This is a genomic window from Streptomyces sp. ERV7 (assembly GCF_001653515.1).
GTDB lineage: Bacteria > Actinomycetota > Actinomycetes > Streptomycetales > Streptomycetaceae > Streptomyces.
Genome location: NZ_LYOY01000040.1, coordinates 1,556,968 through 1,583,057 on the forward strand (window position 1 = coordinate 1,556,968; position 26,090 = coordinate 1,583,057).

Sequence of the window (26,090 nt, forward strand, 5' to 3'; positions counted from 1 at the left end):
AGAACCTAGAGTCCGAGCAGCCACCGTCCGCCGCCGATGAGCGAGCAGATCGAGACGGCGTGGAAGAGGAACAACCAGAGCGCCGGTGGTACGGAGGTGAGCCGCGCCAGCTGGTCGGCGTCTGTGTCGTTGACGGAGCCGCTGTTGTGCCGACGGCGCTTGGCCTGGAGCTCGAAGGCCGGCCGCACGCCCCCGAGCAGCAGGAACCACACCACCGCGTACGCGAACGCGGACTGCACATCGGGCGAGGTCAGCCAGGACACCAGCAGGAAGGCGGCGCCGCTGAGGACCACGGTGAGCACGCCGTACGCGTTGCGGATCATCACCAGCATCGCGAGCAGCAGGGCGGTGGCGAGCCAGAGCAGCAGGGTGACGTGGTGGGCGGCGAGCAGCCAGGCGCCGCCGAGGCCGAGCAGCGGGGGAGCGGTGTAGCCGGCGGCGGCGGTCAGGATCATGCCGAGACCGGTCGGGCGTCCCCGGCTCACGGTGAGGCCGCTGGTGTCGGAGTGCAGCCGGATGCCGTCCAGGCGGCGGCCGGTGAGCAGGGCGACCAGGCCGTGGCCGCCCTCGTGGGCGATGGTGATCGCGTTGCGCGAGAGGCGCCAGACGCCGTGCGGCAGGACGACGGCGAGGGCGGCTATCCCGGCGGCGATCACCAGCCACTGGTCGGGTGCGGCCTGGGTGCCGAAGACGTGCAGGTCGGGCATTTCGTCGGCCATTTCCGGGACGGCTCCTCTGTGGTCGGCTGCCGCGTGGCAGGGTTGCGGTCATGTGTGGGAGGTATGCAGCGAGTCGTAGCCCCGAGGATCTCGCGGGAGTCTTCGAGATAGAGAAGTGGGACCCCGATCCGCGGGAGACGCTGGCGCCCGACTGGAACGTGGCCCCGACCAAAGAGGTCTACGCGGTCCTTGAGCGTCCACTGAAAGACGCGGACGACCGCCGTCCGGTTCGCCAGCTGCGCAAGCTGAAGTGGGGGCTGGTTCCGTCCTGGGCGAAGTCGCCGGACGGGGCGGCGCGGATGATCAACGCGCGGGCGGAGACGGTGCACGAGAAGCCGTCGTTCCGCCGGCCCTTCGCGGCCCGGCGCTGCATCGTCCCGGCGGACGGCTACTACGAGTGGGTCACGGGGGTGGACGAGCGCGAACTCGAAGTCGAGGGGAAGAAGAAGCGGCCGCGCAAGCAGCCGTACTTCATCTCGCCGGTGGACGGGTCGGTGTTCGCCATGGCCGGGCTCTACGAGTTCTGGCGCGACCGTACGCTGCCGGACGACCATCCGGCGGCCTGGTGGGCTACCTGCTCGGTGATCACTACGGAGGCGGAGACGGGGCCGCTGGGGGTGGCCCCGGCGGAGGGCCCCGCCACCCTGCACTCGATCCATCCCCGGATGCCGCTGATGCTGCCGCGCGCTCGGTGGGACGCGTGGCTGGACCCGGGGACGACGTCCGTGGAGTCGCTCCGGGGGCTGCTGGCGGCTCCTCCGGAGGGGTTGATGCGGGCGTACGCGGTGTCGACGGCGGTCAGCAACGTCCGCAACAACGGGCCGGAGCTGCTGACGGAACTGGCGGGCCCGGAGGAGGCCACGCTGTTCTGAGCGCCTCCCTCCGGGGGTGGGTGGGGTTACCCGGTGGGCCCCGTTGCGCGCGGCAGTATGGGGGCCGTGACCCATATCGATCTCGTCGAGACGCCCGCCGGAGACGCCCGGATCACCTGGCACGGGCCCGAGGACGCGCCCCTCGTCCTCGCCCTCGGCCACGGCGCCGGCGGCGGCATCGAAGCCCGTGACCTGCAAGCCGTCGCCGCCGCCCTGCCACCCCTCGGCCTCCGCGTCGCCCTCGTCGAGCAGCCCTGGCGCGTCGCCGGGAAGAAGGTGGCGCCCGCGCCCAGGACGCTCGACGCGGGGTGGCGAGGGGTGTGGCCCGCGCTCGCCGCGGCGGGGGTGCCCGTCGTCGCCGGGGGACGCAGTGCCGGCGCCCGGGTCGCCTGCCGGACCGCGAAGGAGCTCGGGGCCGTCGCCGTGCTCGCCCTGAGTTTTCCGCTGCACCCGCCGGGGAAGCCCGAGAAGTCCCGGGCCGATGAGCTGCTGGGGGCAGGCGTGCCCACCCTCGTCGTACAGGGCGGGAACGATCCGTTCGGGCGGCCCGGGGAGTTTCCCGAGGGGGACTACCAGCTGGTGGAAGTGCCGTTCGGGGATCACGGGTTCGCCGTCCCCAAACGGGCCTCCCTCACCCAGGACGCGGCCCTCGGGATCATCACCGAGGGCGTCGGCCGGTGGGCGCGCGCCCTGCGGGAATGACCCGTACCGGCCCGCTGTTGTGACGGACGTAAACATCCGCAGGCCCGGAATTTCGTGGAGAGGGAGTCCGTCGCATGGGTTCGACCATCTGCCCCAGCCGCTCGCGCGCCGCTGACCTGGAGTGGACGGTGCTGTCGGCGGCCAAGACCGCCACTATTCGAGCGGCGGCCTCCGATTCGAGCGGGTCCAGCTTCGGACTCGACACACCGTTCGAGGAGGTGGGTCCGGTCACAGGGACCGACGACGGCCACGTGGAAGAGTCGACCGCCGAGCGAAACGCGCGCTTCGAGCGGGATGCCCTCGGCTACCTCGACCAGATGTACTCGGCCGCGCTGCGCATGACGCGCAACCCCGCCGATGCCGAGGACCTGGTGCAGGAGACCTACGCGAAGGCGTACGGATCCTTCCACCAGTTCCGGGAGGGGACGAACCTCAAGGCTTGGCTCTACCGGATTCTCACCAACACCTTCATCAACTCCTACCGGAAGAAGCAGCGCGAACCCCAGCGCAGCGCCGCCGAGGAGATCGAGGACTGGCAGCTCGCGCGCGCCGAGTCGCACATGTCGACCGGACTGCGGTCGGCCGAGTCGCAGGCGCTGGACCACCTGCCCGACTCCGATGTGAAGGCGGCCCTCCAGGCGATCCCCGAGGAGTTCCGTATCGCCGTGTATCTGGCGGACGTAGAGGGCTTTGCCTACAAGGAGATCGCGGACATCATGGGTACACCCATCGGTACGGTGATGTCCCGGCTGCACCGGGGCCGCCGCCAACTGCGCGGAATGCTGGAGGACTACGCCCGTGACCGCGGGCTCGTCCCGGCCGGCGCCGGCGAGTCGGACGAAGCGAAAGGCTCGGGCTCATGAGCTGCGGAGATCCGCACGAGACGGACTGCTCTGAGGTCCTGGACCATCTCTACGAGTTCCTCGACCACGAGATGCCCGACAGTGACTGCAACAAGTTCGAGGTGCATTTTGAGGAATGCTCGCCCTGCTTGGAGAAGTACGGGCTCGAACAGGCCGTGAAGAAGCTGGTGAAGCGGTGCTGCGGGTCGGACGACGTCCCCGCCGATCTGCGGTCCAAGGTCATGGGCCGGATCGACCTGATCCGCTCCGGCCAGGCCGTGCCGGACCAGGACATCGTCGCCGAGGGCTGAGCCGGGCAGCGTTCACAGCCGCATCGGAGGAAGGGCCGCAACCACGGGGTGCGGCCCTTTTCTGTGCCCCGAAGCTTCTGTCACCCGGTGCTTCCGACGATGCTTCCGGCGCCCGAAATTTCTGTCACTCGAAGGTGCTAATCCGGTGGGACCGAAACGGTTCAATCCGACAATGCGCCTACTTGCCGTCCCGCGCGGGCCTATCCTCCCGATCCGGAGCAGGAGGGAGGCGTGCCATGGACGGACCGCAGCGGCGGACCCTGCCCCGGGGGGCGCGTGCCGCTCTCCTGGGCGCCGTCGTGGCCGCCGGGGCGTGCGTGTTACCCGTGGCGCGCGGAGGCGTCCCCTGGGGCGCGTTCGGGCTGCTCGCCGGTCTGTACGCGCTCGGTGAACGGCCCGTACGCTCCCCCTTCCCGCGCGGCCGGGTCCCCGTGCCGACCGGCTCCGGCTCCTTCTTCCCCGTCCTGCTCGCCGCCGCGTTCCTGCTGCCGCCCGCCGCTGCCGCGCTGGCCGCCGTCCCCGGCGCGCTCCTCGCCCGGGTCGAACAGGCACCCCGGTGCCCGCGCCGCCTCTGGCGCGCCGCCCAGCTGGCGCTCGCCGTGGGCGCCGCCGCCGCGGTGCACGAACGGCTCGGCGGACGGGCCGCGCTCGGCGGCGCCCGGGCCGCCCTCGCCCCCGACTTCCCGTACGTCCTGCTGCCCGCCGGGGCGGCCGCGCTGGTCTTCTGCGCGGTCCTGGCCGCCCTCGACGGGCTGATCCTGTGGACCGCCGAGCGGCTGCCCGTACGCACCGCCTGGCGCGGGCTGCTGCTGCGCTCACTCGCCCCGTACTGCGTCCACGGGCTCGCCGGGCTGATGATGGCGGTGCTCTGGCGCAGCCCGTACGGCCCGCCCGCCGCCCTTCTGGTGCTGCTCCCGATGTACGTCTCGTGCTGGGTCTTCGCCCAGTACCACCGCGAGCACGCCGCCCACCAGGCCACCATCCGCGCCCTGGTGCAGGCCGTCGACATCAAGGACACCTACACGCGCGGCCACAGCGAGCGCGTCGGCCTGGCCTCCGTGCTGATCGCCCGGGAACTCGGCATGGAGGAGGGCCGTCTGGAGGTGCTGCGGTTCGCCGGGATCCTGCACGACGTGGGCAAGCTGGGGGTGCCGACCCGGCTGCTGCGCAAGGACGGGCCGCTCACCCCGCAGGAGCGCGCGGTGATCGAGCTGCACCCCGAGTACGGCCACGAGATGGTGCGCGGGATCGGCTTCCTCGGCGAGGCGCGCGCCGCGATCCTGCACCACCACGAGCGGCTCGACGGCAGCGGCTATCCGTACGGGCTCGCCGGGCCGCAGATCCCCGAGTTCGCCCGGGTGGTCGCCGTCGCCGACGCCTTCGACGCGATGACCTCGACCCGCTCCTACAGCCGCGCCCGGCCGGTGAAGGCGGCGGTCGAGGAGCTGGAGCGGTGCGCCGGGCGCCAGTTCGACCCCGCGATGGTGCGGGCCCTGGTGCGCGCGCTCGACCGGCACGGCTGGCACCCGGCGGTGACGGCGGACGAGCCGGACCGGGGCGGGGGCGCGGGACGCGGAAACGTCCCGGCGTGCGACGCCGCCCCGGCCGGGCACGCGTGAGCCCCGTGCGGACGCGCGCGGTGCCGTTCACCGTCGCCGGGGTGTACGGAGCCGCCGCCGCGCTCACCGCCTGGGCGCTGGCCGCCACCCTCTGGTACGGGGTCGTGGAGCCCGGGGTCGCGCTCGCCTTCGGGGCCCTGGTCGCCGTCGGGGAGCTGGCCCGCTGGGGTGACCGGGCCGGTGAGGACACGGCGCGCGAGTCCGCGCCGCTCGGATCGGCGGGCGCCCTCGCGTACGCCCTGCTCGGCCAGAACGCCGGGCACGCCACCCACCACGGCGTCCTCCAGTCCGTCGCCGTCGTCCTGGCCGCCGCGCTGGTCGGCGCCGTGCCGCACGTGGCACTCGGCCGGGGCCCGAGCCTGGACCAGGTGGCCCGGCGGGTGCTCACCGTCGCCTTCGCCGCCGCCTGCTTCCAGCCGCTCTACAACTCCGGCACGCTGGGGCTGTGGGTCGGGCACGGCCCGTACTACGCGCTGTTCCTGCTCCTCGTCCTGGTGCTCACCGCGCTGTGCGACGCGGTCCTGGCCGCCGCGCTGCTGCGGGCCCGTACCTCCTTCCCGTACGGCCCGCTGCTCCGCGACGAGCTGCGCGCGCTGCTCGGCGTCGGCTCGGCGGTCTGCGCCACCGGGGCCGTCATCGCGCTCGCGGTCGCCGTGGCGGGGCTGTGGGCGCTGCCCCTGTTCTGTGTGCCGCTGCTGCTGACCCAGCTGGCGTTCCGGCGGTACGCGGCGGTGCGCACCACCTACCGGCAGACCATCACCTCGCTCGCCCGCGCCACCGAGATCGCCGGGTACACCCAGCCGGGCCACGCCCGCCGGGTCGCGGTGCTCAGCCGGGCCGTCGGGCGCGAGCTGGGGCTCTCCGAGTCCGAGCTGACCGTCCTGGAGTACGCGGCCCTGATGCACGACATCGGGCAGCTCTCCCTGGTGGACCCGGTGCCCGCCGGGGCCACCGCGCCGCTGCCCGCCGCCGAGCAGCGCCGGATAGCGCTCCTCGGCGGGGCCGTGGTGCGCCAGACCGGGGGGAGCACCGAGGTCGCGGTGATCGTGGAGCGGCAGGCCGACCCGTACCGCGAGCAGCCGCTGCCCGCCCGGATCGTGCGCGCGGTCAACGCCTACGACGATCTGGCGGGCTCCCCGGGCGGGCCGGGCAGCTCCCTGAGCGCCCTGGAGCAGCTGCGGCTCGGGACCGGCCGGGACTACCAGCCCGAGGTCGTGGAATCCCTCGCACGCGTCCTGGCCAGGGGCTGTCTGACCCTGGCGGCACCTGGGTAACCCAGGAGTAATGAGCGGCCTTCCGGCCGGGCATGGTTGGATGCGAAAGAACCCAGAAAACTGGGAGACCGAAGACCGGCTCGGAGGCAGGTCGGTCTGGGCAGGCGGGAATCGTGAGGATCTTCGGCAAGGGACGGCACCGGCCCTCCGCCTCGTGGCGGCAGGCCACGGACCGTGCGTTCACGCTGATCGGCGACGGCAGGTACGAGGACGCCGGCGCGCTGCTCACGCGCGCCGCGGACCTGGAACCGTGGCTCTCCGAGTCCTGGTTCAACCTGGCGCTGCTGCACAAGTTCCGGCACGACTGGGAGCAGGCGCGGGCCGCGGGCCTGCGGGCCGTGGCGCTGCTCGACAAGGAGACCGGAGCCCCCGACTGGTGGAACGTGGGCATCGCCGCCACCGCGCTCCAGGACTGGCCGCTGGCCCGCCGCGCCTGGCAGGCGTACGGCCTCAAGGCGCGCGGCTACCAGGAGACCGCCACCGGCACCGGTGAGCCGTCCGGGATGGAGCTGGGCAGCGCCGCCGTGCGGCTCTCGCCCGAGGGCGAGGCCGAGGTCGTGTGGGGCCGCAGGCTCGACCCGGCGCGGATCGAGGTCCTGTCGATCCCGCTGCCGTCCTCCGGGCGGCGCTGGGGCGAGGTGGTCCTGCACGACGGGGTGCCGCACGGCGAGCGCACGGTCGCGGCCGGGCCCTCCTTCCCGGTCTTCGACGAGATCGAGCTCTGGGCGCCCTCGCCGGTGCCCACCTGGGTGGTGCTCCTGGAGGCCGCCACCGAGGCCGACCGGGACGCCCTTGAGCGGCTCGCGGCCGACGCGGGCTTCGCCGCCGAGGACTGGTCGTCGTCGGTGCGGCTGCTGTGCCGGGCCTGCTCGGAGTCGCGGATGCCCAGCGACGAGGGCGACGGCGAGCACCTGGACCCGCACGACCACAGCGAGCCGGGCCACCCCGGCCCGCTGGGCCACCGCACCGCCGGTGACCTGTGGGTGCCGGAGCGCGAGTGCGGCATCGCGGCGCCGCCCGGCCTGGTGCGCGGGCTGCTCGACGGCTGGGTCGCGGACAGCCCGGACAGCCGCGAGTGGCGGGATCTCGAAGAAGTCTGCTGACCGTGCCCGTAGGCTGTACGGGTTCGGAATCGGGTTTTTGAGGAAGGCGTACGGCGGACATGTCGCAGCAGGAGACGGACCAGCAGGTCGAGAACGACGGGTTCGTCGTCGACACGGAGGACTGCGAGGCGCGCGAGCAGGCGTACCGCGAGCGGGGCACGTCCCGGCCGATCACGGTCGTCGGCAACCCGGTGCTGCACAAGGAGTGCAAGGACGTCACCGAGTTCGACGACAGGCTCGCCGCGCTGATCGACGACATGTTCGCCAGCCAGCGCACCGCCGAGGGCGTGGGCCTGGCCGCCAACCAGATCGGTGTCGACCTCAAGGTCTTCGTCTACGACTGCATGGACGACGAGGGCGTGCGCCACGTCGGCGTCGTGTGCAACCCGGTCCTGGAGGAGCTGCCGGCCGACCGCCGGGTCCTGGACGAGTCCAACGAGGGCTGCCTGTCGGTCCCGACCGCCTACGCGGAGCTCGCCCGCCCCGACTACGCGGTGGTCAGCGGCCAGGACGCCGAGGGCAACCCGATCCGGGTGCGCGGCACCGGCTACTTCGCCCGCTGCCTCCAGCACGAGACGGACCATCTGTACGGCTACCTGTACATCGACCGCCTCTCCAAGCGCGACCGCAAGGACGCGCTGAAGCAGATGGCGGAGAACACGCCGCGGTACGAGGTCGTCCCGAACGCCTAGTCGCGCGTACGCACACGAGGGGCCCCGCACCACGGATGGTGCGGGGCCCCTCGCCGTACGCGGGGACTAGAACTCCTCGTCGAAGCCCACCGAGCCCTCGACCGCCACCTGGTAGGCGGACGGGCGGCGCTCGAAGAAGTTCGTGAGTTCCTGGACGCCCTGGAGCTCCATGAACGAGAACGGGTTGGACGAGCCGTACACCGGGGCGAAGCCGAGGCGCTGCAGGCGCTGGTCGGCGACGCACTCCAGGTACTCGCGCATCGACTCGGTGTTCATGCCCGGCAGGCCCTCGCCGCACAGGTCGCGGCCGAACTGCAGCTCCGCCTCGACCGCTTCCTTCATCATGTCGGTGACCTGCTGCCGGAGCAGATCGTCGAAGAGGTCCGGCTCCTCCTTGCGGACGGTGTCCACGACCTCGAAGGCGAAGTTCATGTGCATCGTCTCGTCGCGGAACACCCAGTTGGTGCCGGTCGCGAGGCCGTGCAGCAGGCCGCGCGAGCGGAACCAGTACACGTACGCGAAGGCGCCGTAGAAGAACAGGCCCTCGATGCACGCAGCGAAGCAGATCAGGTTCAGCAGGAAACGGCGGCGGTCGGCCTTGGTCTCCAGGCGGTCCAGCTTCTCGACCTCGTTGATCCACTTGAAGCAGAACTGCGCCTTCTCGCGGATGGAGGGGATCTCCTCGACCGCGTCGAACGCGGCCGCGCGGTCCTCCGGGTCGGGGAGGTAGGTGTCGAGCAGCGTCAGATAGAACTGGACGTGCACGGCCTCCTCGAAGAGCTGACGGCTCAAGTAGAGCCGCGCCTCGGGGGAGTTGATGTGCTTGTAGAGCGTGAGCACCAGGTTGTTGGAGACGATCGAGTCGCCCGTCGCGAAGAACGCGACCAGACGGCCGATCATGTGCTGCTCACCCGGGGACAGCTTGGCGAGGTCGGCGACGTCGGAGTGGAGGTCGACCTCCTCCACCGTCCAGGTGTTCTTGATCGCGTCCCGGTAGCGCTCGTAGAAGTCCGGGTAGCGCATCGGACGGAGAGTCAGCTCGAAGCCCGGGTCGAGAAGGTTCTTGTCGGTGGTGCTCATTACTGGCAGGCCTCGCAGGACTCGGGGTTCTCAAGGGAGCAGGCGATCGCGTCGGCGTCGGGGGCCGCCTGCTGGACGGGGATCGGGGCGGCGGCCTGGGCGGCGCGGGCGATCCGCGTGGCCGGGCGCGAGCGCAGGTAGTACGTCGTCTTCAGCCCCTGCTTCCAGGCGTACGCGTACATCGACGACAGCTTGCCGATGGTGGGCGTCTCCAGGAACAGGTTCAGCGACTGCGACTGGTCCAGGAACGGGGTGCGGGCCGCCGCCATGTCGATCAGACCGCGCTGCGGGATCTCCCACGCCGTGCGGTACAGCGCGCGCACGTCGGCCGGGATCCAGCTGAAGTCCTGTACCGAGCCGCTGGCGTCGCGCAGCGCCTCGCGGGACTGCGCGTCCCACACGCCGAGCTTCTTCAGGTCCTCCACCAGATAGCCGTTGACCTGGAGGAACTCACCGGAGAGCGTCTCGCGCTTGAAGAGGTTGGAGACCTGCGGCTCGATGCACTCATAGACACCGGCGATGGACGCGATGGTCGCGGTCGGGGCGATCGCGAGCAGCAGCGAGTTGCGCATGCCGACCGAGGCGATCCGCTCGCGCAGCGCCGCCCAGCGCTCCGGCCAGTTCAGCTCGACGTCGTAGTGGTCGGGGTGCAGCACACCGCGCGCGGCGCGGGTCTTGTCCCAGGCGGGAAAGGGGCCCGTGGGGGTCCCCCCTGCATCGGAGCTTGTCGGAGATGCTTGGGGGCGTTCGGCGAGGTCGCAGGACGCCTCGTACGCCGTGAGCATGATCCGCTCGGCCAGCTTCGTGGACAGGGCCTTCGCCTCGGGGGAGTCGAAGGGCAGGCGCAGCTTGAAGAAGACGTCCTGCAGACCCATCGCGCCCAGGCCCACCGGACGCCACTTGGCGTTGGAGCGGCCGGCCTGCTCGGTCGGGTAGAAGTTGATGTCGACGACGCGGTCGAGGAAGGTCACGGCGGTGCGGACGGTCTCGTCCAGACGCTTCCAGTCGATCTCGCCGGAGGCGAGGACGAAGGCGCCGAGGTTGACCGAGCCGAGGTTGCAGACGGCCGTCTCGCCGTCGTCCGTGACCTCCAGGATCTCCGTGCAGAGATTCGAGGAGTGGACCGTGTGGCCGGGCTCCGCCGTCTGGTTGGCGGTGCGGTTGGAGGCGTCCTTGAAGGTCATCCAGCCGTTGCCGGTCTGCGCCAGGGTGCGCATCATCCGGCCGTACAGGTCCCGCGCCGGGATCGTCTTCTGGGCGAGACCGGCCGCCTCGGCCTTGCGGTAGGCGGCGTCGAACTCGTCGCCCCACAGGTCGACCAGCTCCGGCACGTCGGCGGGGGAGAACAGCGACCAGACGCCGTCCGCGTCCACCCGGCGCATGAACTCGTCCGGGATCCAGTGCGCCAGGTTCAGGTTGTGGGTGCGCCGGGCGTCCTCACCGGTGTTGTCGCGCAGCTCCAGGAACTCCTCGATGTCGGAGTGCCAGGTCTCCAGGTAGACCGCGGCCGCGCCCTTGCGCCGCCCGCCCTGGTTGACGGCCGCGACCGAGGCGTCCAGCGTCTTCAGGAACGGGACGATGCCGTTGGAGTGGCCGTTGGTGCCCCGGATGAGGGAGCCGCGCGAGCGGATGCGGGAGTACGAGAGGCCGATGCCGCCCGCGTGCTTCGACAGTCGCGCCACCTGGTGGTAGCGGTCGTAGATCGAGTCCAGCTCGTCCAGCGGGGAGTCCAGCAGGTAGCAGCTGGACATCTGCGGGTGGCGGGTGCCGGAGTTGAAGAGCGTCGGCGAGGACGGCAGGTAGTCGAGCCGGCTCATCAGGCCGTAGAGCGAGGCGACCTCGTCCAGCGCGTGCGCCGAGTCGTCCTCGGCCAGGCCCGCCGCGACCCGGAGCATGAAGTGCTGCGGGGTCTCGACGACCTGGCGGGTGATCGGGTGCCGCAGCAGGTAGCGGGAGTAGAGGGTGCGCAGACCGAAGTAGCCGAAGCGGTCGTCGGCGCCGTCCGCGAGGGAGGCCTCGACCAGCGCGTCCAGACGGGCCGCGTGCAGCCGTACGAAGTCGGCGGTGCGGTCCGCGATCAGGCCCTCGCGGTGGCCGACCTCGACCGACTCGGAGAACGAGACCGAGCCCTGGGTCGCGGCCTCCTCGGCGATCGTGAGCGTCAGCAGCCGGGCGGCGAGGCGGGAGTACGCCGGGTCCTCGGAGATCAGACCGGCGGCGGCCTCGGTGGCGAGCCCACGCAACTCCGCCTCGTCCGAACGCGCGTTGCGGCCGCGCAGCGCGGCGGCGGCGACACGGCCGGGGTCGGTGTCCGGCAGATCGGCGGTGAGGTCGGTCAGGGTCCGCAGCAGGGCGGTCCCGGGGGCATCGGCCGGCTCTTCGGCGATCGCTGAAGCGGGATCCGCAGGGGCGATGGTCACGTGGGGGCACTCCTCGCTCGGCACGGGGCCTTGGGGAGTGTGCGGGCACACGGACACACCCCCTCGGGGGTACGCCGCGTCCACTGCCCATTCCGCGAGGCCCGGACGTCTGGCACCCGGACCGGACGGCCAGGGCGCGCTGTTCGGCAGGTCCTCGGACTGAACAAGTACGCAAACACGTACCAGTACACCGTTGCGGGACAGTTCCGGATTTGCACCGGATTCCCCTGCGGCGACAGCGAGCACGAGCATACATCTTGTGCCGGGCTTCGGCGGCACCCCCACATGTTGTGTCGTGTCGGCTTCGGAGGGTGTCGGTGTGTCAACTCGTCTTCCAGGAACGCGACAACGGGCCGCCGGATTCCCGGCGGCCCGTCGTCGCGTACGAGGAGGGGTCGGCTAGTGCGCGGAGCCCGCCGTCGCCGGGGGCAGCTCGGTCTGTACGCCCGGGTCGCCCGCGTCCGCCGTGTAGTCCTCGGGGGACGTCTCGTCGACGCCGTCGGGGGCCTTCAGGGCCCGCAGGGCGACCGTGAGGACGACGGTGACGGCGACGTTCAGGACGAACGCGGTGAGGCCGATGTAGCCGATCTCACCGATGCCGGGGATGTTCTTGGAGCTGCCGCCGAAGTGCTTCTGGGTGGGGGAGGCGACCCCGTACGCGGCGAGCGTGCCGTACGCCATGCCGACCGCCCAGCCCGCGAGCAGCGCCCAGCGGTGGAACCAGCGCGTGAACAGACCGCCCACCAGGGCGGGGAAGGTCTGCAGGATCCAGATGCCGCCGAGCAGCTGGAAGTTGATCGCGACCGTCTTGTCCATGGTGAGGACGAAGACCAGCGCGCCCACCTTCACCAGGAGCGAGACCAGCTTGGAGACCTTGGTCTCCTGCTCGGGCGTGGCGTCCGGCTTGAGGAAGTCCTTGTAGATGTTGCGGGTGAAGAGGTTCGCGGCCGCGATCGACATGATCGCCGCCGGGACGAGCGCGCCGATGCCGATCGCCGCGAACGCCACGCCCGCGAACCAGTCCGGGAACATGTCCTCGAAGAGCTGCGGGATCGCCAGCTGGCCGTTCTTGACCTTGACCCCGGCGGCGATCGCCATGAAGCCGAGCAGCGCGAGCAGGCCCAGCATCAGCGAGTACAGCGGAAGGATCGTGGTGTTGCGGCGGATGACGTTGCGGCTGCGGGAGGAGAGGGTCGCCGTGATCGAGTGCGGGTACATGAACAGCGCCAGCGCCGAGCCGAGGGCGAGCGTGGCGTAGGTCCACTGGCCCGCGTCGCCGGGCACCAGGGCGCCGGTGGGCTTCCCGGCCGCGTTGGGCGTCTCGAACTTGTGCCGGGCCGCCGCGAAGATGTCGTCGAAGCCGCCGAGCTTGATCGGGATGTAGATGATCGCCACCAGGATGACGATGTAGATCAGCGTGTCCTTCACGAACGCGATCAGCGCGGGCGCGCGCAGCCCCGAGGAGTAGGTGTACGCGGCGAGCACCGCGAACGCGATCAGCAGCGGCAGGTCCTTGAGGAACCAGTTGCCGGATCCGCCGATGCCCATCACGTCGAGCACCGCCTGGATGCCGACCAGCTGGAGCGCGATGTAGGGCATCGTGGCGAGGATGCCGGTGACCGCGACCGCGAGCGAGAGGCCCTTGGAGCCGAACCGGCCGCGCACGAAGTCCGAGGTCGTCACATAGCCGTGCTTGTGCGAGACCGACCAGAGCCGCGGCAGGAACGTGAAGATCAGCGGATAGACGAGGATCGTGTACGGGACCGCGAAGAACCCGGCCGCGCCCGCCGCGTACACCGCGGCGGGGACCGCGACGAAGGTGTACGCGGTGTAGAGGTCGCCGCCGAGCAGGAACCAGGTGACCCAGGTGCCGAACGAGCGCCCGCCGAGGCCCCATTCGTCCAGGCTCTCGTTCTCGGCGCGGCGCCAGCGCGCGGCCATGAACCCGACGACCGTGACGGCCAGGAAGAAGAAGATGAAGACGCCGAGCGCGACGCCGTTCACCCCGTCGTTGGCTGCGAGTGTCACTTGCCCTCACCCGCCTTGCGGCCCTGCTGGTCGTGCTGCCACAGCTTGTACGCGAGCATCGTGAGCGCGGTCGAGATGACCACCCACAGCATCTGGTACCAGTAGAAGAACGGGATCCCCGCGAGGGCCGGGTCGGCCTTCGCGTACGAACCGACCCAGAGCATCGCCACGAAGGGCGCTGTCAGGCAGAGGGCGATGACCACGCGCGCGGGCGTGATCACCGGTCTCCGCTCTTGCGTTGATTCCGGCATACGTTGGCTCCGTCCCCTCACTTCACCTGTGTAATGCGCAGGAAATCTAGGGGACGGATAACCGTCGCGAAACCCCCGTCCGGATAGCGGACGTGGCGAAAGAGTGCGGAGTCGGTGCAGGCCGGAGGCTATTTCCGGCTATGTCAGTCTGTCGGCCGCTTCAGCCGCGCGACGAACTTGTAGCGGTCGCCCCGGTACACCGAGCGCACCCACTCCACCGGCTCGCCGTCGCCGTCGATGGAGTGGCGGGAGAGCATCAGCATCGGCAGGCCCACGTCCGTGCCGAGCAGCCCGGCCTCGCGGGGGGTGGCCAGCGATGTCTCGATGGTCTCCTCGGCCTCGGCGAGCCGCACCCCGTACACCTCGTTGAGCGCGGTGTAGAGAGAGGTGTACTTGACGAGCGAGCGGCGCAGTGCGGGGAAGCGCTTGGCCGACAGGTGCGTCGTCTCGATCGCCATCGGCTCGTCGAGCAGCCCCGCCAGCGTGTCGTCGGCCGTCACATAGCCGATGTCGAGGAGCTGCGAGGTGGGCTCCAGGCCCTGGGCGCGCATGTCCTCCGTGTACGAGGTGAGTTGCAGGGCCTGGGAGACCTTGGGCTTGGCGACGAAGGTGCCCTTGCCCTGGATGCGCTCCAGACGCCCCTCGACCACCAGCTCCTGGAGGGCCTGGCGCACGGTGGTGCGGGAGGTGTCGAACTCGGCGGCGAGGGTGCGCTCGGGCGGCACGGGGGTGCCCGGCGGCAGGGTCTCCGTCATGTCGAGCAGATGCCGCTTGAGGCGGTAGTACTTGGGCACGCGAGCGGTCCGGGCGCCGGCGCCCGCCTCTGTCTCCGTACCGCTCCCGTCGGTGGCCATGGCCCGCCTTCCCGAGTGCTGCGCTGCTGCCGTCACCGGCTCCTCCGTCTGTCGCGGCTCACATGGTGGCACGGACCGGTCACGGGTCGTCGCCCTCCCTCAGGTGTCGGTCCGATAACGGACGCGACAGCCCTTCTTATACACCCTTGACACCCCTAAAGGTCTAGGCCAAGCTCCGGGTACTGGTCTAAACCATTAAAGACCAGGTCCCAGCCCCACAGGCAGTACACGTCGTATGTCTTCGCGGTGGGCGGGGGGTTGCAGCATCCCTGAGGAGGGTGGCGTGAAGCGCAAGCTCATCGCGGCGATCGGCGTCGCGGGCATGTTGGTCAGCATCGCGGCGTGCGGCGACGACGACAAGAAGGACGACGGTGCCAAGGGCGGCGACGCCAAGTCGCTGACGGTCTGGCTGACGGTCGACGCGCAGAAGAACTGGCCGGACCTGGTCAAGGCGGCCGACGACGCCATCGTCGCCAAGCACCCCGGCCTGAAGATCAACCACGAGTACTACGGCTGGCCGGACAAGAACGCCAAGCTCGACGCGGTGCTCGCCACCGACAAGGCCCCCGACGTGGTCGAGATGGGCAACACCGAGATGCTCGCCTACTCGGTCAAGGGTGCCTTCGCCGAGGTCGACCCGTCGAAGTTCGACAACTCCTCGGCGTGGCTCGACGGCCTCAAGGCCTCGGTCACGTACGACGGCAAGACCTACGGCGTCCCCTACTACGCCGGTGGCCGCACGGCGACCTGGCGCAAGGACGTCGCCGCCGACGCCGGTGTCACCGCCGCGCCGAAGACGTACACGGAGCTGACCGCCGACCTGGACAAGATCCAGGAGAAGAAGGGCGACAAGTTCAGCTCCTGGTACCAGCCGACCCGCGACTGGTACGCGGCCATGTCGTACGTGTACGACGCCGGCGGCTCCATCGCCAAGGAGGACGGCGGCAAGTTCAAGGCGAACCTGTCCTCGCCGGAGTCCCTCAAGGGCCTGAACGAGTACAAGAACATCCTCGGCAAGTACATGCACGGCGACAAGACCAAGGACGAGGCCGACCGTCCGATCGTCTACGGCCAGGGCAAGTCCGCGCTGATCTTCAGCGCCGCCTGGGAGGGCGGCAGCGCCGCGCTCCCCGAGAACGACAAGGTCGGCAAGCTCGCCGACAAGATCGAGTCGTTCGTGATGCCCGGCCCGTCCGGCAAGGCCATGCCGGTCTTCCTCGGCGGCTCGGACCTCGCGGTCCCGGTCAAGTCCAAGGCGCAGGCGCTCGCCGCCGAGTGGATCAACGCGTTCACCGGCACCCAGGGCCAGAAGGGTCTGATCGCCAAGCAGAACCTGCCCAACAACAAGACGGACCTGGCTCCGCTGAAGTCGGACCCGAAGACGGCCGTCGCGGCCACCGCGGCCGAGTCCAGCTGGTTCGTGCCCATGGCCCCGGGCTGGGGCCAGGTCGAGAAGGCCAAGGTCCTCCAGGACATGCTGCAGGCCATCGGCACCGGCAAGAAGTCGGTCGAGCAGGCCGCGAAGGACGCGGACACCGCGATCGACAAGGTCATCAACACCAAGTGACCTGTGGGCGAGGGCCCCGTCGGAGAGCGACGGGGCCCTCGCCCGGCCAGTACCGGAGAGGGACCGCTAGGAGCGCGCGATGAGTGCCGCAGAGACAACCACCGCCAAGGTGCCGCCGGCGCGGCGCGACCCACAACCGGCTGGGGGATCCGGGAAGCCGAAGAAGCCGCGCGCACAGCGCGGCATCGGACAGGCGGCGGTGCCCTGGGCACTGCTCGCCCCGTGCCTCCTCGCCCTCGCCCTCGTACTCGGCTATCCGCTGGTACGCCTGGTCACCCTGTCCTTCCAGAAGTTCGGCCAGCCGCAGCTGTGGGGGTTCAAGGACCCCGAGTCGGTCGGCTTCGACAACTTCACCAAGGTCCTGAGCGACAGCGAGTTCTGGACCGTCGTCATCCGTACGGTCCTGTTCGCCTTCACCGCGGTCGTGCTGACCATGGTGCTCGGCATGCTGATCGCCCTGCTGCTCCAGCGGGTCTCCGGCTGGGTCAAGACCCTGGTGAACATCGCCCTGGTGGCGAGCTGGGGCATGCCGATCGTCGTCGCCATCACCATCTTCAAGTGGATGTTCGACAGTGACTTCGGCGTACTGAACTGGCTGCTCAGCCAGTTGCCCGGGGTCGACATGATCGGCCACAACTGGTTCGCCAGCGGCACCCAGGGCCTCGCCGTCATCATGCTGCTCGTGGTCTGGGGCGCGGTGCCGTTCGTCGTCATCACGCTGAGCGCGGGCCTCACCCAGGTCCCCAAGGAGCTCGAAGAGGCCGCGCGGCTCGACGGCGCCGGCGCCTGGGGCGTCTTCCGGCACGTCACCCTGCCGATCCTCAAGCCCATCATCGTGATGCTGGCGACGCTCTCGGTCATCTGGGACATGGGCGTCTTCCCGCAGGTCTTCGTGATGCGCGGCAACCACCCCGAGCCCGAGTTCCAGCTCCTCACCACGTACTCGTACGACAAGGCGTTCGTGGTCAACGACTACTCGCAGGGCTCCGCGATCGCGCTGCTGACCGTGCTCCTGCTGCTCGGTGTGATCGCCGTGTACATGCGCCAGATGCTCAAGATCGGAGAGGTGGAGTAACCGATGGCTGCCTCCAACGCGCTCGCGCGTCCCCGCAAGAAGAAGTCCAAGCTCGGCTGGAACCTGCTCGGTCTGCTCGTCTTCGCGACCGCGGGCTTCCCGGTCTACTGGATGCTCAACACGGCGCTCAAGCCGGCCAAGGACGCGATCGACCCGAGCCCGCACTTCTTCCCGCGGTCCTTCACCCTGGAGAACTTCCGCCGGGCGCTGGACATCGGTGACTTCTGGGGCGCGATCGGCCGCTCGCTGATCGTCTCCGTCGTCGTCGTGGTGATCGGCATCGCGGTCGGACTGCTCGCCGCGCTCGCCATCTCGCGGTTCGCCTTCCGGGGCCGCAAGATCGTGATCGTCGGCATCCTGGCGGTCCAGATGGTCCCGCTGGTCGCGATGATCATCCCGGTCTTCCTGCTCCTCAACGACCTCGGCCAGTACGACAAGTTGTCCGGTCTGGTCCTCACCTACCTCACCTTCATCCTGCCCTTCACGGTCTGGACGCTGCGCGGCTTCATCGTCAACGTCCCCAAGGAGCTGGAGGAGGCGGCGATGGTCGACGGGTGCAGCCGCACCGGCGCCTTCGTCCGCGTGGTGTTCCCGCTGCTGGCCCCTGGCATGGTGGCCACCTCGGTTTACGGCTTCATCCAGGCGTGGAACGAATACCTCTACGCCCTCATGCTGATGAGCCAGAACCACCAGACGGCCACCGTCTGGCTGTCCAACTTCACCACCCAGCACGGCACCGAGTTCGCCCCCATGATGGCCGGCTCCACCATGATGGCCGTCCCCATCGTGGCTCTGTTCCTCCTCGTCCAGCGCAAGATGGCCGCGGGTCTGACGGCCGGCGCGGTGAAGGGATGATGACGCCGCCCATGACGACGATCGCACGCGGCACCGACACACTCACGCGCGACGCCCTGACCGTCCTGCAGCCCGGCTTCGTCGGCACCACCGCGCCCGACTGGCTGCTGCGCCGGATCGGCGAAGGCCTCACCTCGGTGGGCCTGTTCGGCCGCAACATCGCCACGGCGGACCAACTGGCCGCGCTGACGGCCCAGTTGCGGGCCGAGCGGGACGACGTCCTGGTGGCCATCGACGAGGAGGGCGGGGACGTCACCCGCCTGGAGGTCCGTACGGGCTCGTCCTTCCCCGGCAACCTGGCGCTGGGGTCGGTGGACGACACCGGCCTGACCCGCGCGGTGGCGCACGAGCTGGGCCGCCGGCTGGCGGCCTGCGGGGTGGACCTGAACTGGGCCCCCTCGGCCGACGTGAACTCGAATCCCGGCAATCCGGTCATCGGGGTACGGTCCTTCGGCGCCGACCCGCACCTCGTGGCGCGGCACACCGCCGCGTACATCGAGGGGCTCCAGGCCGCCGGAGTCGCCGCCTGCACCAAGCACTTCCCGGGCCACGGCGACACGGCGGTCGACTCGCACCACGCGCTCCCGCGCATCGACGTGGACCTCGACACGCTCCACGCCCGTGAACTGGTGCCCTTCCGCGCGGCCATCGCCGCGGGTTCCAAGTCGGTGATGAGCGCGCACATCCTGCTGCCCGCGCTCGACCCGGCCCGCCCGGCGACGCTGAGTCCGCGCGTGCTGACCGGACTGCTCCGCGAGGAGCTCGGCTACGACGGGCTGATCGTCACCGACGCCGTGGAGATGCAGGCCATCGCCTCGACGTACGGGATCGAGCGCGGCTCGGTCCTCGCGATCGCGGCCGGGGCCGACGCGCTGTGCGTCGGCGGCGGTCTGGCGGACGAGGACACCGTGCTGCGGCTGCGGGACGCGCTGGTCGCGGCGGTACGGGCCGGGGAACTGCCCGAGTCGCGCCTGGCGGACGCGGCGCGGCGGGTACGCGCGCTCGCGTCCTGGACGCGGCAGGCCAGGGGGAACGCCGCGGGGCCGGGCGCGGATGTGCAGGAGGGGACCGCGCCCGGCACCGACATCGGCCTGGTCGCGGCCCGCCGCGCCCTGCGGGTGACGGGCGACGCGCTCCCGCTGACCTCGCCGCCCTATGTGGCGGCGTTCACCCCCGTCGCGAACATCGCGGTCGGCGACGAGACGCCGTGGGGGGTGGCGGCGGAGCTGGGCGCGTTGCTGCCGGGAACGACGACGGGGACGTACGGTCCGTCCGCGGACCCGTCCTCGGTGCTTGCCGCGGCCGGCTCGCGCCGGATCGTGGCGGTCGTCCGCGACGAGCACCGCCATCCGTGGATGGGCGCGGCCCTCCACGCACTGCTGTCGGCGCGCCCCGACACGGCGGTGATCGAGATGGGGGTCCCGCAGGCTCCCGCGCGGGGTGCGGTGCACATCGCCACGCACGGGGCGGCGAGGGTATGCGGCCGAGCGGCAGCAGAGCTCCTCACCCCCACCCCACCCGTCACCTGAACCCCTCTGGCGGGCGGCCGGGGGCGGCTCGGGCCCGCGCTACCGGGGGCCACGCCCCCGGACCCCGCTGTGTTGCGTCCGCGGCTCCGGTGGTGGGCTGGTCGCGCAGTTGGGTGGGGGAACTACAGGCCCTGCCACGCCGGCTTGTTCGCGTATGTGTGGCGGAAATAGTCCGCCAGCTTCAGCTTCGACGCCGCCGCCTCGTCCACCACAACAGTCGCGTGCGCGTGCAGCTGAAGCGCCGACGCGGGGACCACAGAGGCCACCGGCCCCTCCACCGTCTGCGCCACCGCCTCCGCCTTGCCCTCACCCGTCGCCAGCAGCACCAGATGCCGCGCCTCAAGGATCGTGCCGATCCCCTGGGTGATCACATGGTGCGGCACCTGCTCGATGTCGTCGTCGAAGAAGCGCGCGTTGTCCACCCGCGTCTGCTCCGTCAGCGTCTTGATCCGCGTACGGGACGCCAGCGACGAGCACGGCTCGTTGAAGCCGATGTGCCCGTCCGTGCCGATCCCGAGGATCTGCAGGTCCACACCCCCGGCCGCCACCAGCGCCCGGTCGTACGCCTCGCACGCCGCCTGGACGTCCGCCGCCGAGCCGTCCGGCCCGATGAAGGAGTCCGCGCCGAGCCCGAGCGGCTCCACGACCTGGCGGATCACGGTCGCGCGGTAGGACTCGGGGTGCCCGGTCGGCAGCCCGACGTACTCGTCGAGCTGGCAGACCCGCGCCCGCGAGACATCCACGGCCCCCGCCGCGACCTTCGCCGTCAGCGCGTCGTAGATGGGCAGCGGGGTGGAGCCGGTGGCCACGCCGAGCAGGGCGTCGGGCTTGCGGCGCCACAGTGCCGCGATGGACTCCGCGATGAGCTCGCCGCCCGCCTTGGCGTCCGGGACGATGACAACTTCCACGTGGGCCTGCCGATCTGGAGACGTAGACTAACCAGGGTGGTATAGACCAATCTAGCAGAGCGGGCCGCTCTCCCGCTGGCGGTCGCGCCTTCTGTCATGGTCGACTGGAGGGGTTTCGGCAACGCGTACAGAGACCGCCCTCTGGAGGCATTCCGTATGTCGTCCCCGACCTCGCCGGCCCACCGTGAGGCGCACAGCGAGCAGCCCGGCCGGATCATGCGCGGCGAGATGGCGGAGCAGCCCGCCGTACTGCGCCGCATCCTCGCCGAAGGCGCGCCCCGCATCCGAGAAGTGGCCGCCGCGATCGCCGCCCGCAGACCGCGCTTCGTCCTGCTGACCGCCCGCGGCACCTCCGACAACGCCGCCCTGTACGCCAAGTACCTGCTGGAGATCCGGCTCGGGATGCCCTGCGGGCTCACCTCGATGTCCACGACCACCGCGTACGGCGCCCGCCCCGACCTCAGCGACGTCCTGGTGATCACCGTCAGCCAGTCCGGCGGCTCGCCCGACCTCGTCGACTCCACCCGGGCCGCCCGGAGCGCCGGCGCCCTCACCCTGGCCGTCACCAACAACGCCGACTCGCCGCTCGCGGCCGTCTCCGAGCACCACATCGACATCCTGGCCGGACCGGAGAAGGCGCTGCCCGCGACCAAGACGTACACCGCCTCGCTGCTCGCCCTCTACCTCTTCGTCGAGGGGCTGCGCGGCGGCGACGTCTCGGCCGCCGAGGCGCTGCCCGAGCTCGCCGACCGCATCCTGGCGCGGCAGGACGAGGTGAGACAGCTGGCCTCGCGCTACCGCTTCGCCGAGCGCATGGTCATCACCTCGCGGGGCTACGGCTACCCCACGGCCAAGGAAGCCGCTCTCAAACTGATGGAGACCAGCTACATCCCCGCCCTCTCCTACTCCGGTGCCGATCTGCTGCACGGTCCGCTCGCGATGGTCGACAACATCTCGCCGGTGATCGCGGTGGTCACCGACGGCCGCGGCGGCCAGGCGCTCCAGCCGGTGCTCGACCGGCTGCGCGGCCGGGGCGCCGACCTCTTCGTCGTCGGCCCCAAACCGCAGGTGGACGCGGCCTCGGCGGGATTCGTCCTGCCGGTCGAGGGCGTCCCCGAGGAGCTCCAGCCGGTCCTGGAGATCCTCCCGCTGCAACTCCTCGCGTACGAGGTGACCATCGCCCGGGGCCAGGACCCCGACGCGCCCCGCGCCCTGGCGAAGGTGACGGAGACCCGCTGACGCGGGGCCGCGCCGGGCCGGGGAGTGGACCGGACTAGGCGTGGCGCGCCGCGCATGGCAGTCTCATACCCGCCTGGAGCAGGGCCGGTAAACGGATGGACACGAATAATGGTCTAGTCCACAATGGCCCGAGCAGGCCTCCGGCCTCCCCGCACAGGAGGCCGGACAGAGGTACGCGGCGCTCTCTGCCCTGACAGCGCCGAGGACCTCCCGTAAGGCCGAGGGGCACCGCACACCCGTCGGCCGGCAGTTCCGGGCTGCGGTGCCGGACGGGCCGAGGGTCCCGCCCCGGCGCCGTAGCCCGCGCGGGTACCCTCGCTGACGTGCCCTCCATGAACGACCTCGTACGTCAGCACACCGCTCTCAGTGAATCCGACCTGGAGTGGCTCCATCTGCTGGTCTCGGAGTGGCAGCTGCTCTCCGACCTCTCCTTCGCCGACCTCGTGCTCTGGGTGCCCACCCTCGACGGCACCCGGTACGTCTCCGTCGCGCAGATGAGGCCCAACACCGGCCCCACCTCCTACCAGGACGACATGGTCGGCCATCTCGTCCCGCGCGGCCGCCGCCCGCTGCTCGACGCCGCGCTCGACGAGGGCCGGATCGTGCGCGAGGGCGACCCGGAGTGGCGCGAGGAGGTGCCGGTGAGGGTCGAGTCCATTCCCGTACGCCGGGAGGGCCGCGTCCTCGGGGTGATCGCGCGCAACACCAATCTGCTCACCGTGCGTACACCCTCCCGCCTGGAGCTCACCTATCTCCAGTCCGCCTCCGACCTGGCGCAGATGATCGCCGCCGGGTCCTTCCCCTTCCCGGGGCAGCAGGTCGACATGGACGCCTCGCCGCGCGCCGGCGACGGGCTGATCCGGCTGGACGCGGACGGCATCGTCCAGTACGCCTCGCCCAACGCCCTCTCCGCGTACCACCACCTCGGCCTCGCCTCCGACCTGGTCGGCCAGCACCTGGGCGAGCTCACCGCCCAACTCGCGCCCTCGCGCGGCCCGGTGGACGAGGCCATCGCCAAGCTGGCCAGCGGCTACGCCCCGCGCGAGACCGAGGTCGAGGGCAGCGGCGGGGTCATCCAGCTGCGCGCCATCCCGCTCAAGCCCAAGGGCACCCGGATCGGTTCGCTGGTCCTGCTGCGGGACGTCACCGAACTGCGCCGCCGCGAGCGCGAGTTGATCACCAAGGACGCCACCATCCGGGAGATCCACCACCGGGTGAAGAACAACCTCCAGACGGTGGCGGCGCTGCTGCGCCTGCAGGCCCGGCGGATCGACTCCGAGCAGGGGCGCGAGGCGCTGAACGAGGCGGTGCGGCGGGTCGGCTCGATCGCGATCGTGCACGAGACGCTCTCCCAGAACCTGGACGAGCGCGTCGAGTTCGACGAGATCGCCGACCGGGTCCTCGCGATGGTGGCGGAGATCTCCCCGGGCAAGGTCACCTGCCGCCGTACGGGCCGGTTCGGCATCCTGGACGCCGAGGTCGCCACCCCGCTGGCGATGGTGCTGACCGAGATCCTCCAGAACGCGCTCGAACACGCCTTCGCCCAGGGGGAGCAGGGCACGGTGGAGGTCTCGGCGGTGCGCGGCGGCACCCGCGACGACGCCCGGCTGCTGATCACCGTGCGCGACGACGGCCGGGGGCTGCCCGAGGGGTTCGACCCGCAGAAGGCCGGGAACCTCGGCCTCCAGATCGTCCGCACCCTGGTCGAGGGCGAGCTGGGCGGCGCCTTCGACATGCTGGCGGCGCCGGAGCGGGGCACCCAGGTGGTACTGGACGTGCCGGTGCGCGCCGACAAGTAGCCGGTACGCGCGGGCAGCAGGCCCCACAGACAGCAGCGAGCCCCGGACCGAGAACGGTCCGGGGCTCGAATGCTGTGGGTTACTGCTGCGCGCTGCGGCTCGGGGGGCGGTGAGTGCGTACTCGCTGTACGCGCCGCGCGGGCCTAGGCAGGAGGGGGGATCAGGCGGTCGCGTTACGCGCCCGGTTGCGAGCGGCACGGCGCTTCATCGCGCGGCGCTCGTCCTCGCTGAGGCCACCCCAGACGCCGGAGTCCTGGCCGGACTCGAGCGCCCACTGCAGGCACTGCTCCATGACGGGGCAGCGGCGGCAGACGGCCTTGGCTTCCTCGATCTGCAGCAGCGCAGGACCGGTGTTGCCGATGGGGAAGAACAGCTCCGGGTCTTCCTCACGACAAACGGCGTTGTGACGCCAGTCCATGGCTGCTACCTCTCTTGGTATGTGTGACGGTGCTTGTGAATGTGAACGCTTTCACGAATCCCCCCGCAAGGGAAGGGCCGACTTCCAGTTGGACTGGTTGTGGTCCTGAGTTGAGGAGGGGTTCTGGCTCTCACGGAGGCCGGTGTTGCGGGCCGTCCCGATCGCCATGTAGAGATTCGCAAACCTCGGCGGCGGATACAACCCCTTCAGGAAAGTTTTTTTTGATTCCTCGGTGTCGACTGGGTCACAGTCGTACTTCTATGGGGTGGGCCCCAGCCCAAACGTTCGAGTTAAAGGACTTTCGGCCCTTCCACTCACACAATCACACGCAGTGCCCGGCGTACGCCTGTGAACGTCACGCTCGTACGCAGACCCAGGTGGTCGCCGTCCATCTGGAAGGGCAGCGGGGCCTTGGAATGCAAGGTGAAGTCCGTGAGGTCGTGCTGTGAATCCGCGTGCTTGCCGTGTGGACCCTTCTCGGGGGTCGAGGTCAGCAGCTGAGTGGCGTACCGGGCCGCCGAGGGGGTCGACAGCCGGGAGAGCGAGAGCACGTCCAGGGCCGTCTCGAAGGACGCCTCCGGGGTCGCGTACACCGGGCGATTGCCCAGGTAGGTCCACGGAGAGGTGTTGCAGACTATCGACATCACCAGGTCCTCGACCGGGTCCTGCCCGGGCCGCTCCAGGGTGATCGTGCCGTGCCGCCGGTGCCGCTCCGCGAAGAATTGGCGGGCCACCTGACGGATGTAGAGGCTGTGTGTGGAGCGTCTGCCGCGCTCCCGCTGCTGTTCGACCCGGCCGACGACCCCGGCGTCGAACCCGAATCCGGCGCAGAACGTGAACCAGCGGTCCGGTACGCCCTCGTCCTCGGTGCCCGGGGTGCCGGCCGCCAGGCCCAGGCTCACCGTGCGGCCGCGGCCCTCGCGCAGGGCGTCCAGCAGTATGCCGGTCGCCTCGACGGGCTCGTTGGGCAGTCCGATCGCGCGTGCGAAGACATTGGTGGAGCCGCCGGGGACCGCCGCGAAGCTCGGCAGGTTCTCCGGGTCGGGGCCGTTGTGGAGCAGACCGTTGACGACCTCGTTGACGGTGCCGTCGCCGCCGAGCGCCACGACCAGGTCGATGTCGCTGCTCTCCGCCGCCCGCCGCCCGAGGTCGCGGGCGTGGCCCCGGTACTCCGGCCGCCGAGCGCCACGACCAGGTCGATGTCGCTGCTCTCCGCCGCCCGCCGCCCGAGGTCGCGGGCGTGGCCCCGGTACTCCGTCGTCACGGCCTCCAGCTTCATCTCGCTGGCCAGCGCATGGATGAGGACATCACGGGTGCGGGCACTGGTGGTGGTAGCCGCCGGGTTGACCACGAGAAGTGCACGCATGACCGCCAGAGTACCTACCGGGCGGTACCGGGCACAGTCCAGCCCCCCGGTCCCGGACGCCCCGAGGGCCCCGGGGGAGGGTCCGCGCCGAGGGCTACCCTGCTGGGGTGAGTACTGAGCAGCACCCTGACAGCGAGACCGGCGCCGGCACCCCCGAGGGGCCGCGCCCCGGCCGGCTGACCGCGGCCGCCGCGATCGCCGCGGTCGAGGGCCTCGCCCTGGTCGGCGGCGGCCTCTTCATGCTCGTGATGGGCCTGATGGGCAAGCCCGACCAGCCGCGGCAGGCCGTGACCGGCGGTGTGACGCTGATCGCCCTCGGGATCATCCCGCTGGTCGCCGCGCGCGGGCTGCTGCTGCGGCGCCGCTGGAGCCGGGGGCCCGCGCTGATCACCCAGATCCTGGCGCTGCCGGTCGCCTATATGTTCCTGACCTCGGACGGGCCGGCGATCCCGGTGGGGATCGTGACGGCCGCGCTCGCGGTGACCGGGCTGGTCCAGCTGGTCAACCCGGCGACGGCGGAGGCGCTCGGCGTCCGCGGGACGGGCGGGACGCGGTAGCGCTCCGCCG

The 26,090-nt window shown here is 70.9% G+C and carries 23 protein-coding genes, 1 pseudogene and 1 riboswitch; of the genes and pseudogenes, 15 read left to right on the forward strand and 9 right to left on the reverse strand.

Features of this window, described 5'->3' with window-relative positions; translation table 11 throughout:
* Positions 1–5 precede the first annotated feature (5 nt).
* Complete coding sequence (locus A8W25_RS21675; protein ID WP_107470739.1) at positions 6–719, reverse strand: M50 family metallopeptidase; 714 nt, start codon at positions 717–719, stop codon at positions 6–8.
* A 50-nt stretch (positions 720–769) separates the two neighbouring features.
* Between A8W25_RS21675 and A8W25_RS21680 the strand changes: the two genes are divergently transcribed.
* From A8W25_RS21680 to def, 8 genes are all read left to right on the forward strand, one after another.
* Positions 770–1,591, forward strand: coding sequence for an SOS response-associated peptidase (locus A8W25_RS21680; RefSeq protein ID WP_067163803.1), 822 nt, complete (start codon positions 770–772; stop codon positions 1,589–1,591).
* Positions 1,592–1,648: 57 nt separating this feature from the next.
* A complete protein-coding gene (locus A8W25_RS21685; protein WP_067163805.1) occupies positions 1,649–2,293 on the forward strand; it encodes an alpha/beta family hydrolase in 645 nt (214 codons plus the stop codon).
* 218 nt (positions 2,294–2,511) lie between these two features.
* Positions 2,512–3,156: a sigma-70 family RNA polymerase sigma factor gene (locus A8W25_RS21690; protein WP_067164333.1), complete on the forward strand. Its 645-nt coding sequence runs from the start codon at positions 2,512–2,514 to the stop codon at positions 3,154–3,156.
* The gene (gene rsrA / locus A8W25_RS21695) at positions 3,153–3,446 is read left to right on the forward strand and encodes a mycothiol system anti-sigma-R factor (RefSeq protein WP_067163807.1); all 294 of its coding nucleotides are present in this window, start codon (positions 3,153–3,155) and stop codon (positions 3,444–3,446) included. Before A8W25_RS21690 ends, rsrA begins: the two co-directional genes overlap by 4 nt.
* A gap of 236 nt (positions 3,447–3,682) precedes the next feature.
* A complete protein-coding gene (locus A8W25_RS21700; protein WP_067163808.1) occupies positions 3,683–5,065 on the forward strand; it encodes an HD-GYP domain-containing protein in 1,383 nt (460 codons plus the stop codon).
* A gap of 20 nt (positions 5,066–5,085) precedes the next feature.
* The gene (locus A8W25_RS21705; protein ID WP_107470770.1) at positions 5,086–6,339 is read left to right on the forward strand and encodes an HD-GYP domain-containing protein; all 1,254 of its coding nucleotides are present in this window, start codon (positions 5,086–5,088) and stop codon (positions 6,337–6,339) included.
* 113 nt (positions 6,340–6,452) lie between these two features.
* Complete coding sequence (locus A8W25_RS21710) at positions 6,453–7,442, forward strand: tetratricopeptide repeat protein (protein ID WP_067163810.1); 990 nt, start codon at positions 6,453–6,455, stop codon at positions 7,440–7,442.
* A gap of 59 nt (positions 7,443–7,501) precedes the next feature.
* Positions 7,502–8,134, forward strand: a complete 633-nt coding sequence (def, locus tag A8W25_RS21715) for a peptide deformylase (RefSeq protein ID WP_067163812.1) — start codon at positions 7,502–7,504, stop codon at positions 8,132–8,134.
* Between the two features lie 66 nt (positions 8,135–8,200).
* On the opposite strand, the gene A8W25_RS21720 is transcribed toward def, so the two are convergent.
* From A8W25_RS21720 to A8W25_RS21740, 5 genes are all read right to left on the reverse strand, one after another.
* A complete protein-coding gene (locus A8W25_RS21720) occupies positions 8,201–9,214 on the reverse strand; it encodes a ribonucleotide-diphosphate reductase subunit beta (RefSeq protein ID WP_067163814.1) in 1,014 nt (337 codons plus the stop codon).
* Positions 9,214–11,634, reverse strand: a complete 2,421-nt coding sequence (locus tag A8W25_RS21725) for a ribonucleoside-diphosphate reductase subunit alpha (protein WP_067163815.1) — start codon at positions 11,632–11,634, stop codon at positions 9,214–9,216. The genes A8W25_RS21720 and A8W25_RS21725 overlap by 1 nt, the downstream gene beginning before the upstream one ends.
* A 127-nt stretch (positions 11,635–11,761) precedes the next feature.
* Positions 11,762–11,916: riboswitch (cobalamin riboswitch) on the reverse strand.
* A gap of 117 nt (positions 11,917–12,033) precedes the next feature.
* Positions 12,034–13,638 carry a monocarboxylate uptake permease MctP gene (gene mctP / locus A8W25_RS21730; protein WP_067164337.1) on the reverse strand — a complete coding sequence of 535 codons (1,605 nt, stop codon included), beginning with the start codon at positions 13,636–13,638 and terminating at the stop codon, positions 12,034–12,036.
* A 20-nt stretch (positions 13,639–13,658) separates the two neighbouring features.
* Positions 13,659–13,913 (reverse strand): DUF3311 domain-containing protein, encoded by a 255-nt coding sequence (locus A8W25_RS21735; protein ID WP_079126233.1) that lies wholly within the window; start codon positions 13,911–13,913, stop codon positions 13,659–13,661.
* Positions 13,914–14,056: 143 nt separating this feature from the next.
* Positions 14,057–14,767 carry a GntR family transcriptional regulator gene (locus A8W25_RS21740; protein WP_067163818.1) on the reverse strand — a complete coding sequence of 237 codons (711 nt, stop codon included), beginning with the start codon at positions 14,765–14,767 and terminating at the stop codon, positions 14,057–14,059.
* Positions 14,768–15,050: 283 nt separating this feature from the next.
* Here A8W25_RS21740 and A8W25_RS21745 point away from each other — a divergent pair, with 283 nt between their 5' ends.
* The 4 genes from A8W25_RS21745 (at position 15,051) to A8W25_RS21760 (ending at position 19,793) form a co-directional block, all read left to right on the forward strand.
* Positions 15,051–16,334: an extracellular solute-binding protein gene (locus A8W25_RS21745; RefSeq protein ID WP_067163820.1), complete on the forward strand. Its 1,284-nt coding sequence runs from the start codon at positions 15,051–15,053 to the stop codon at positions 16,332–16,334.
* A gap of 79 nt (positions 16,335–16,413) precedes the next feature.
* Positions 16,414–17,409 (forward strand): carbohydrate ABC transporter permease, encoded by a 996-nt coding sequence (locus A8W25_RS21750; RefSeq protein WP_067163821.1) that lies wholly within the window; start codon positions 16,414–16,416, stop codon positions 17,407–17,409.
* 3 nt (positions 17,410–17,412) lie between these two features.
* On the forward strand, positions 17,413–18,264 hold the full coding sequence (locus tag A8W25_RS21755) for a carbohydrate ABC transporter permease (RefSeq protein ID WP_067163823.1): 852 nt from the start codon (positions 17,413–17,415) through the stop codon (positions 18,262–18,264).
* 11 nt (positions 18,265–18,275) lie between these two features.
* Positions 18,276–19,793 carry a glycoside hydrolase family 3 protein gene (locus tag A8W25_RS21760; RefSeq protein WP_067163824.1) on the forward strand — a complete coding sequence of 506 codons (1,518 nt, stop codon included), beginning with the start codon at positions 18,276–18,278 and terminating at the stop codon, positions 19,791–19,793.
* Positions 19,794–19,915: 122 nt separating this feature from the next.
* On the opposite strand, the gene nagB is transcribed toward A8W25_RS21760, so the two are convergent.
* Positions 19,916–20,701 carry a glucosamine-6-phosphate deaminase gene (nagB, locus tag A8W25_RS21765; protein WP_067163826.1) on the reverse strand — a complete coding sequence of 262 codons (786 nt, stop codon included), beginning with the start codon at positions 20,699–20,701 and terminating at the stop codon, positions 19,916–19,918.
* A gap of 156 nt (positions 20,702–20,857) precedes the next feature.
* On the opposite strand from nagB, the gene A8W25_RS21770 reads away from it, so the two are divergent.
* The gene (locus A8W25_RS21770) at positions 20,858–21,940 is read left to right on the forward strand and encodes an SIS domain-containing protein (RefSeq protein WP_067163828.1); all 1,083 of its coding nucleotides are present in this window, start codon (positions 20,858–20,860) and stop codon (positions 21,938–21,940) included.
* 332 nt (positions 21,941–22,272) lie between these two features.
* Complete coding sequence (locus tag A8W25_RS21775; RefSeq protein ID WP_067163830.1) at positions 22,273–23,739, forward strand: sensor histidine kinase; 1,467 nt, start codon at positions 22,273–22,275, stop codon at positions 23,737–23,739.
* A 160-nt stretch (positions 23,740–23,899) separates the two neighbouring features.
* Here the strand turns inward: A8W25_RS21775 and A8W25_RS21780 are convergent, their stop codons facing one another.
* Together A8W25_RS21780 and A8W25_RS21785 are read right to left on the reverse strand one after the other, a co-directional pair.
* Positions 23,900–24,157, reverse strand: coding sequence for a WhiB family transcriptional regulator (locus A8W25_RS21780; protein ID WP_004937597.1), 258 nt, complete (start codon positions 24,155–24,157; stop codon positions 23,900–23,902).
* A gap of 314 nt (positions 24,158–24,471) precedes the next feature.
* Positions 24,472–25,523 (reverse strand): annotated as a pseudogene (locus A8W25_RS21785) (diacylglycerol/lipid kinase family protein).
* Positions 25,524–25,630: 107 nt separating this feature from the next.
* Here A8W25_RS21785 and A8W25_RS21790 point away from each other — a divergent pair.
* The gene (locus A8W25_RS21790) at positions 25,631–26,080 is read left to right on the forward strand and encodes a hypothetical protein (RefSeq protein ID WP_067163832.1); all 450 of its coding nucleotides are present in this window, start codon (positions 25,631–25,633) and stop codon (positions 26,078–26,080) included.
* Positions 26,081–26,090: the final 10 nt, after the last annotated feature.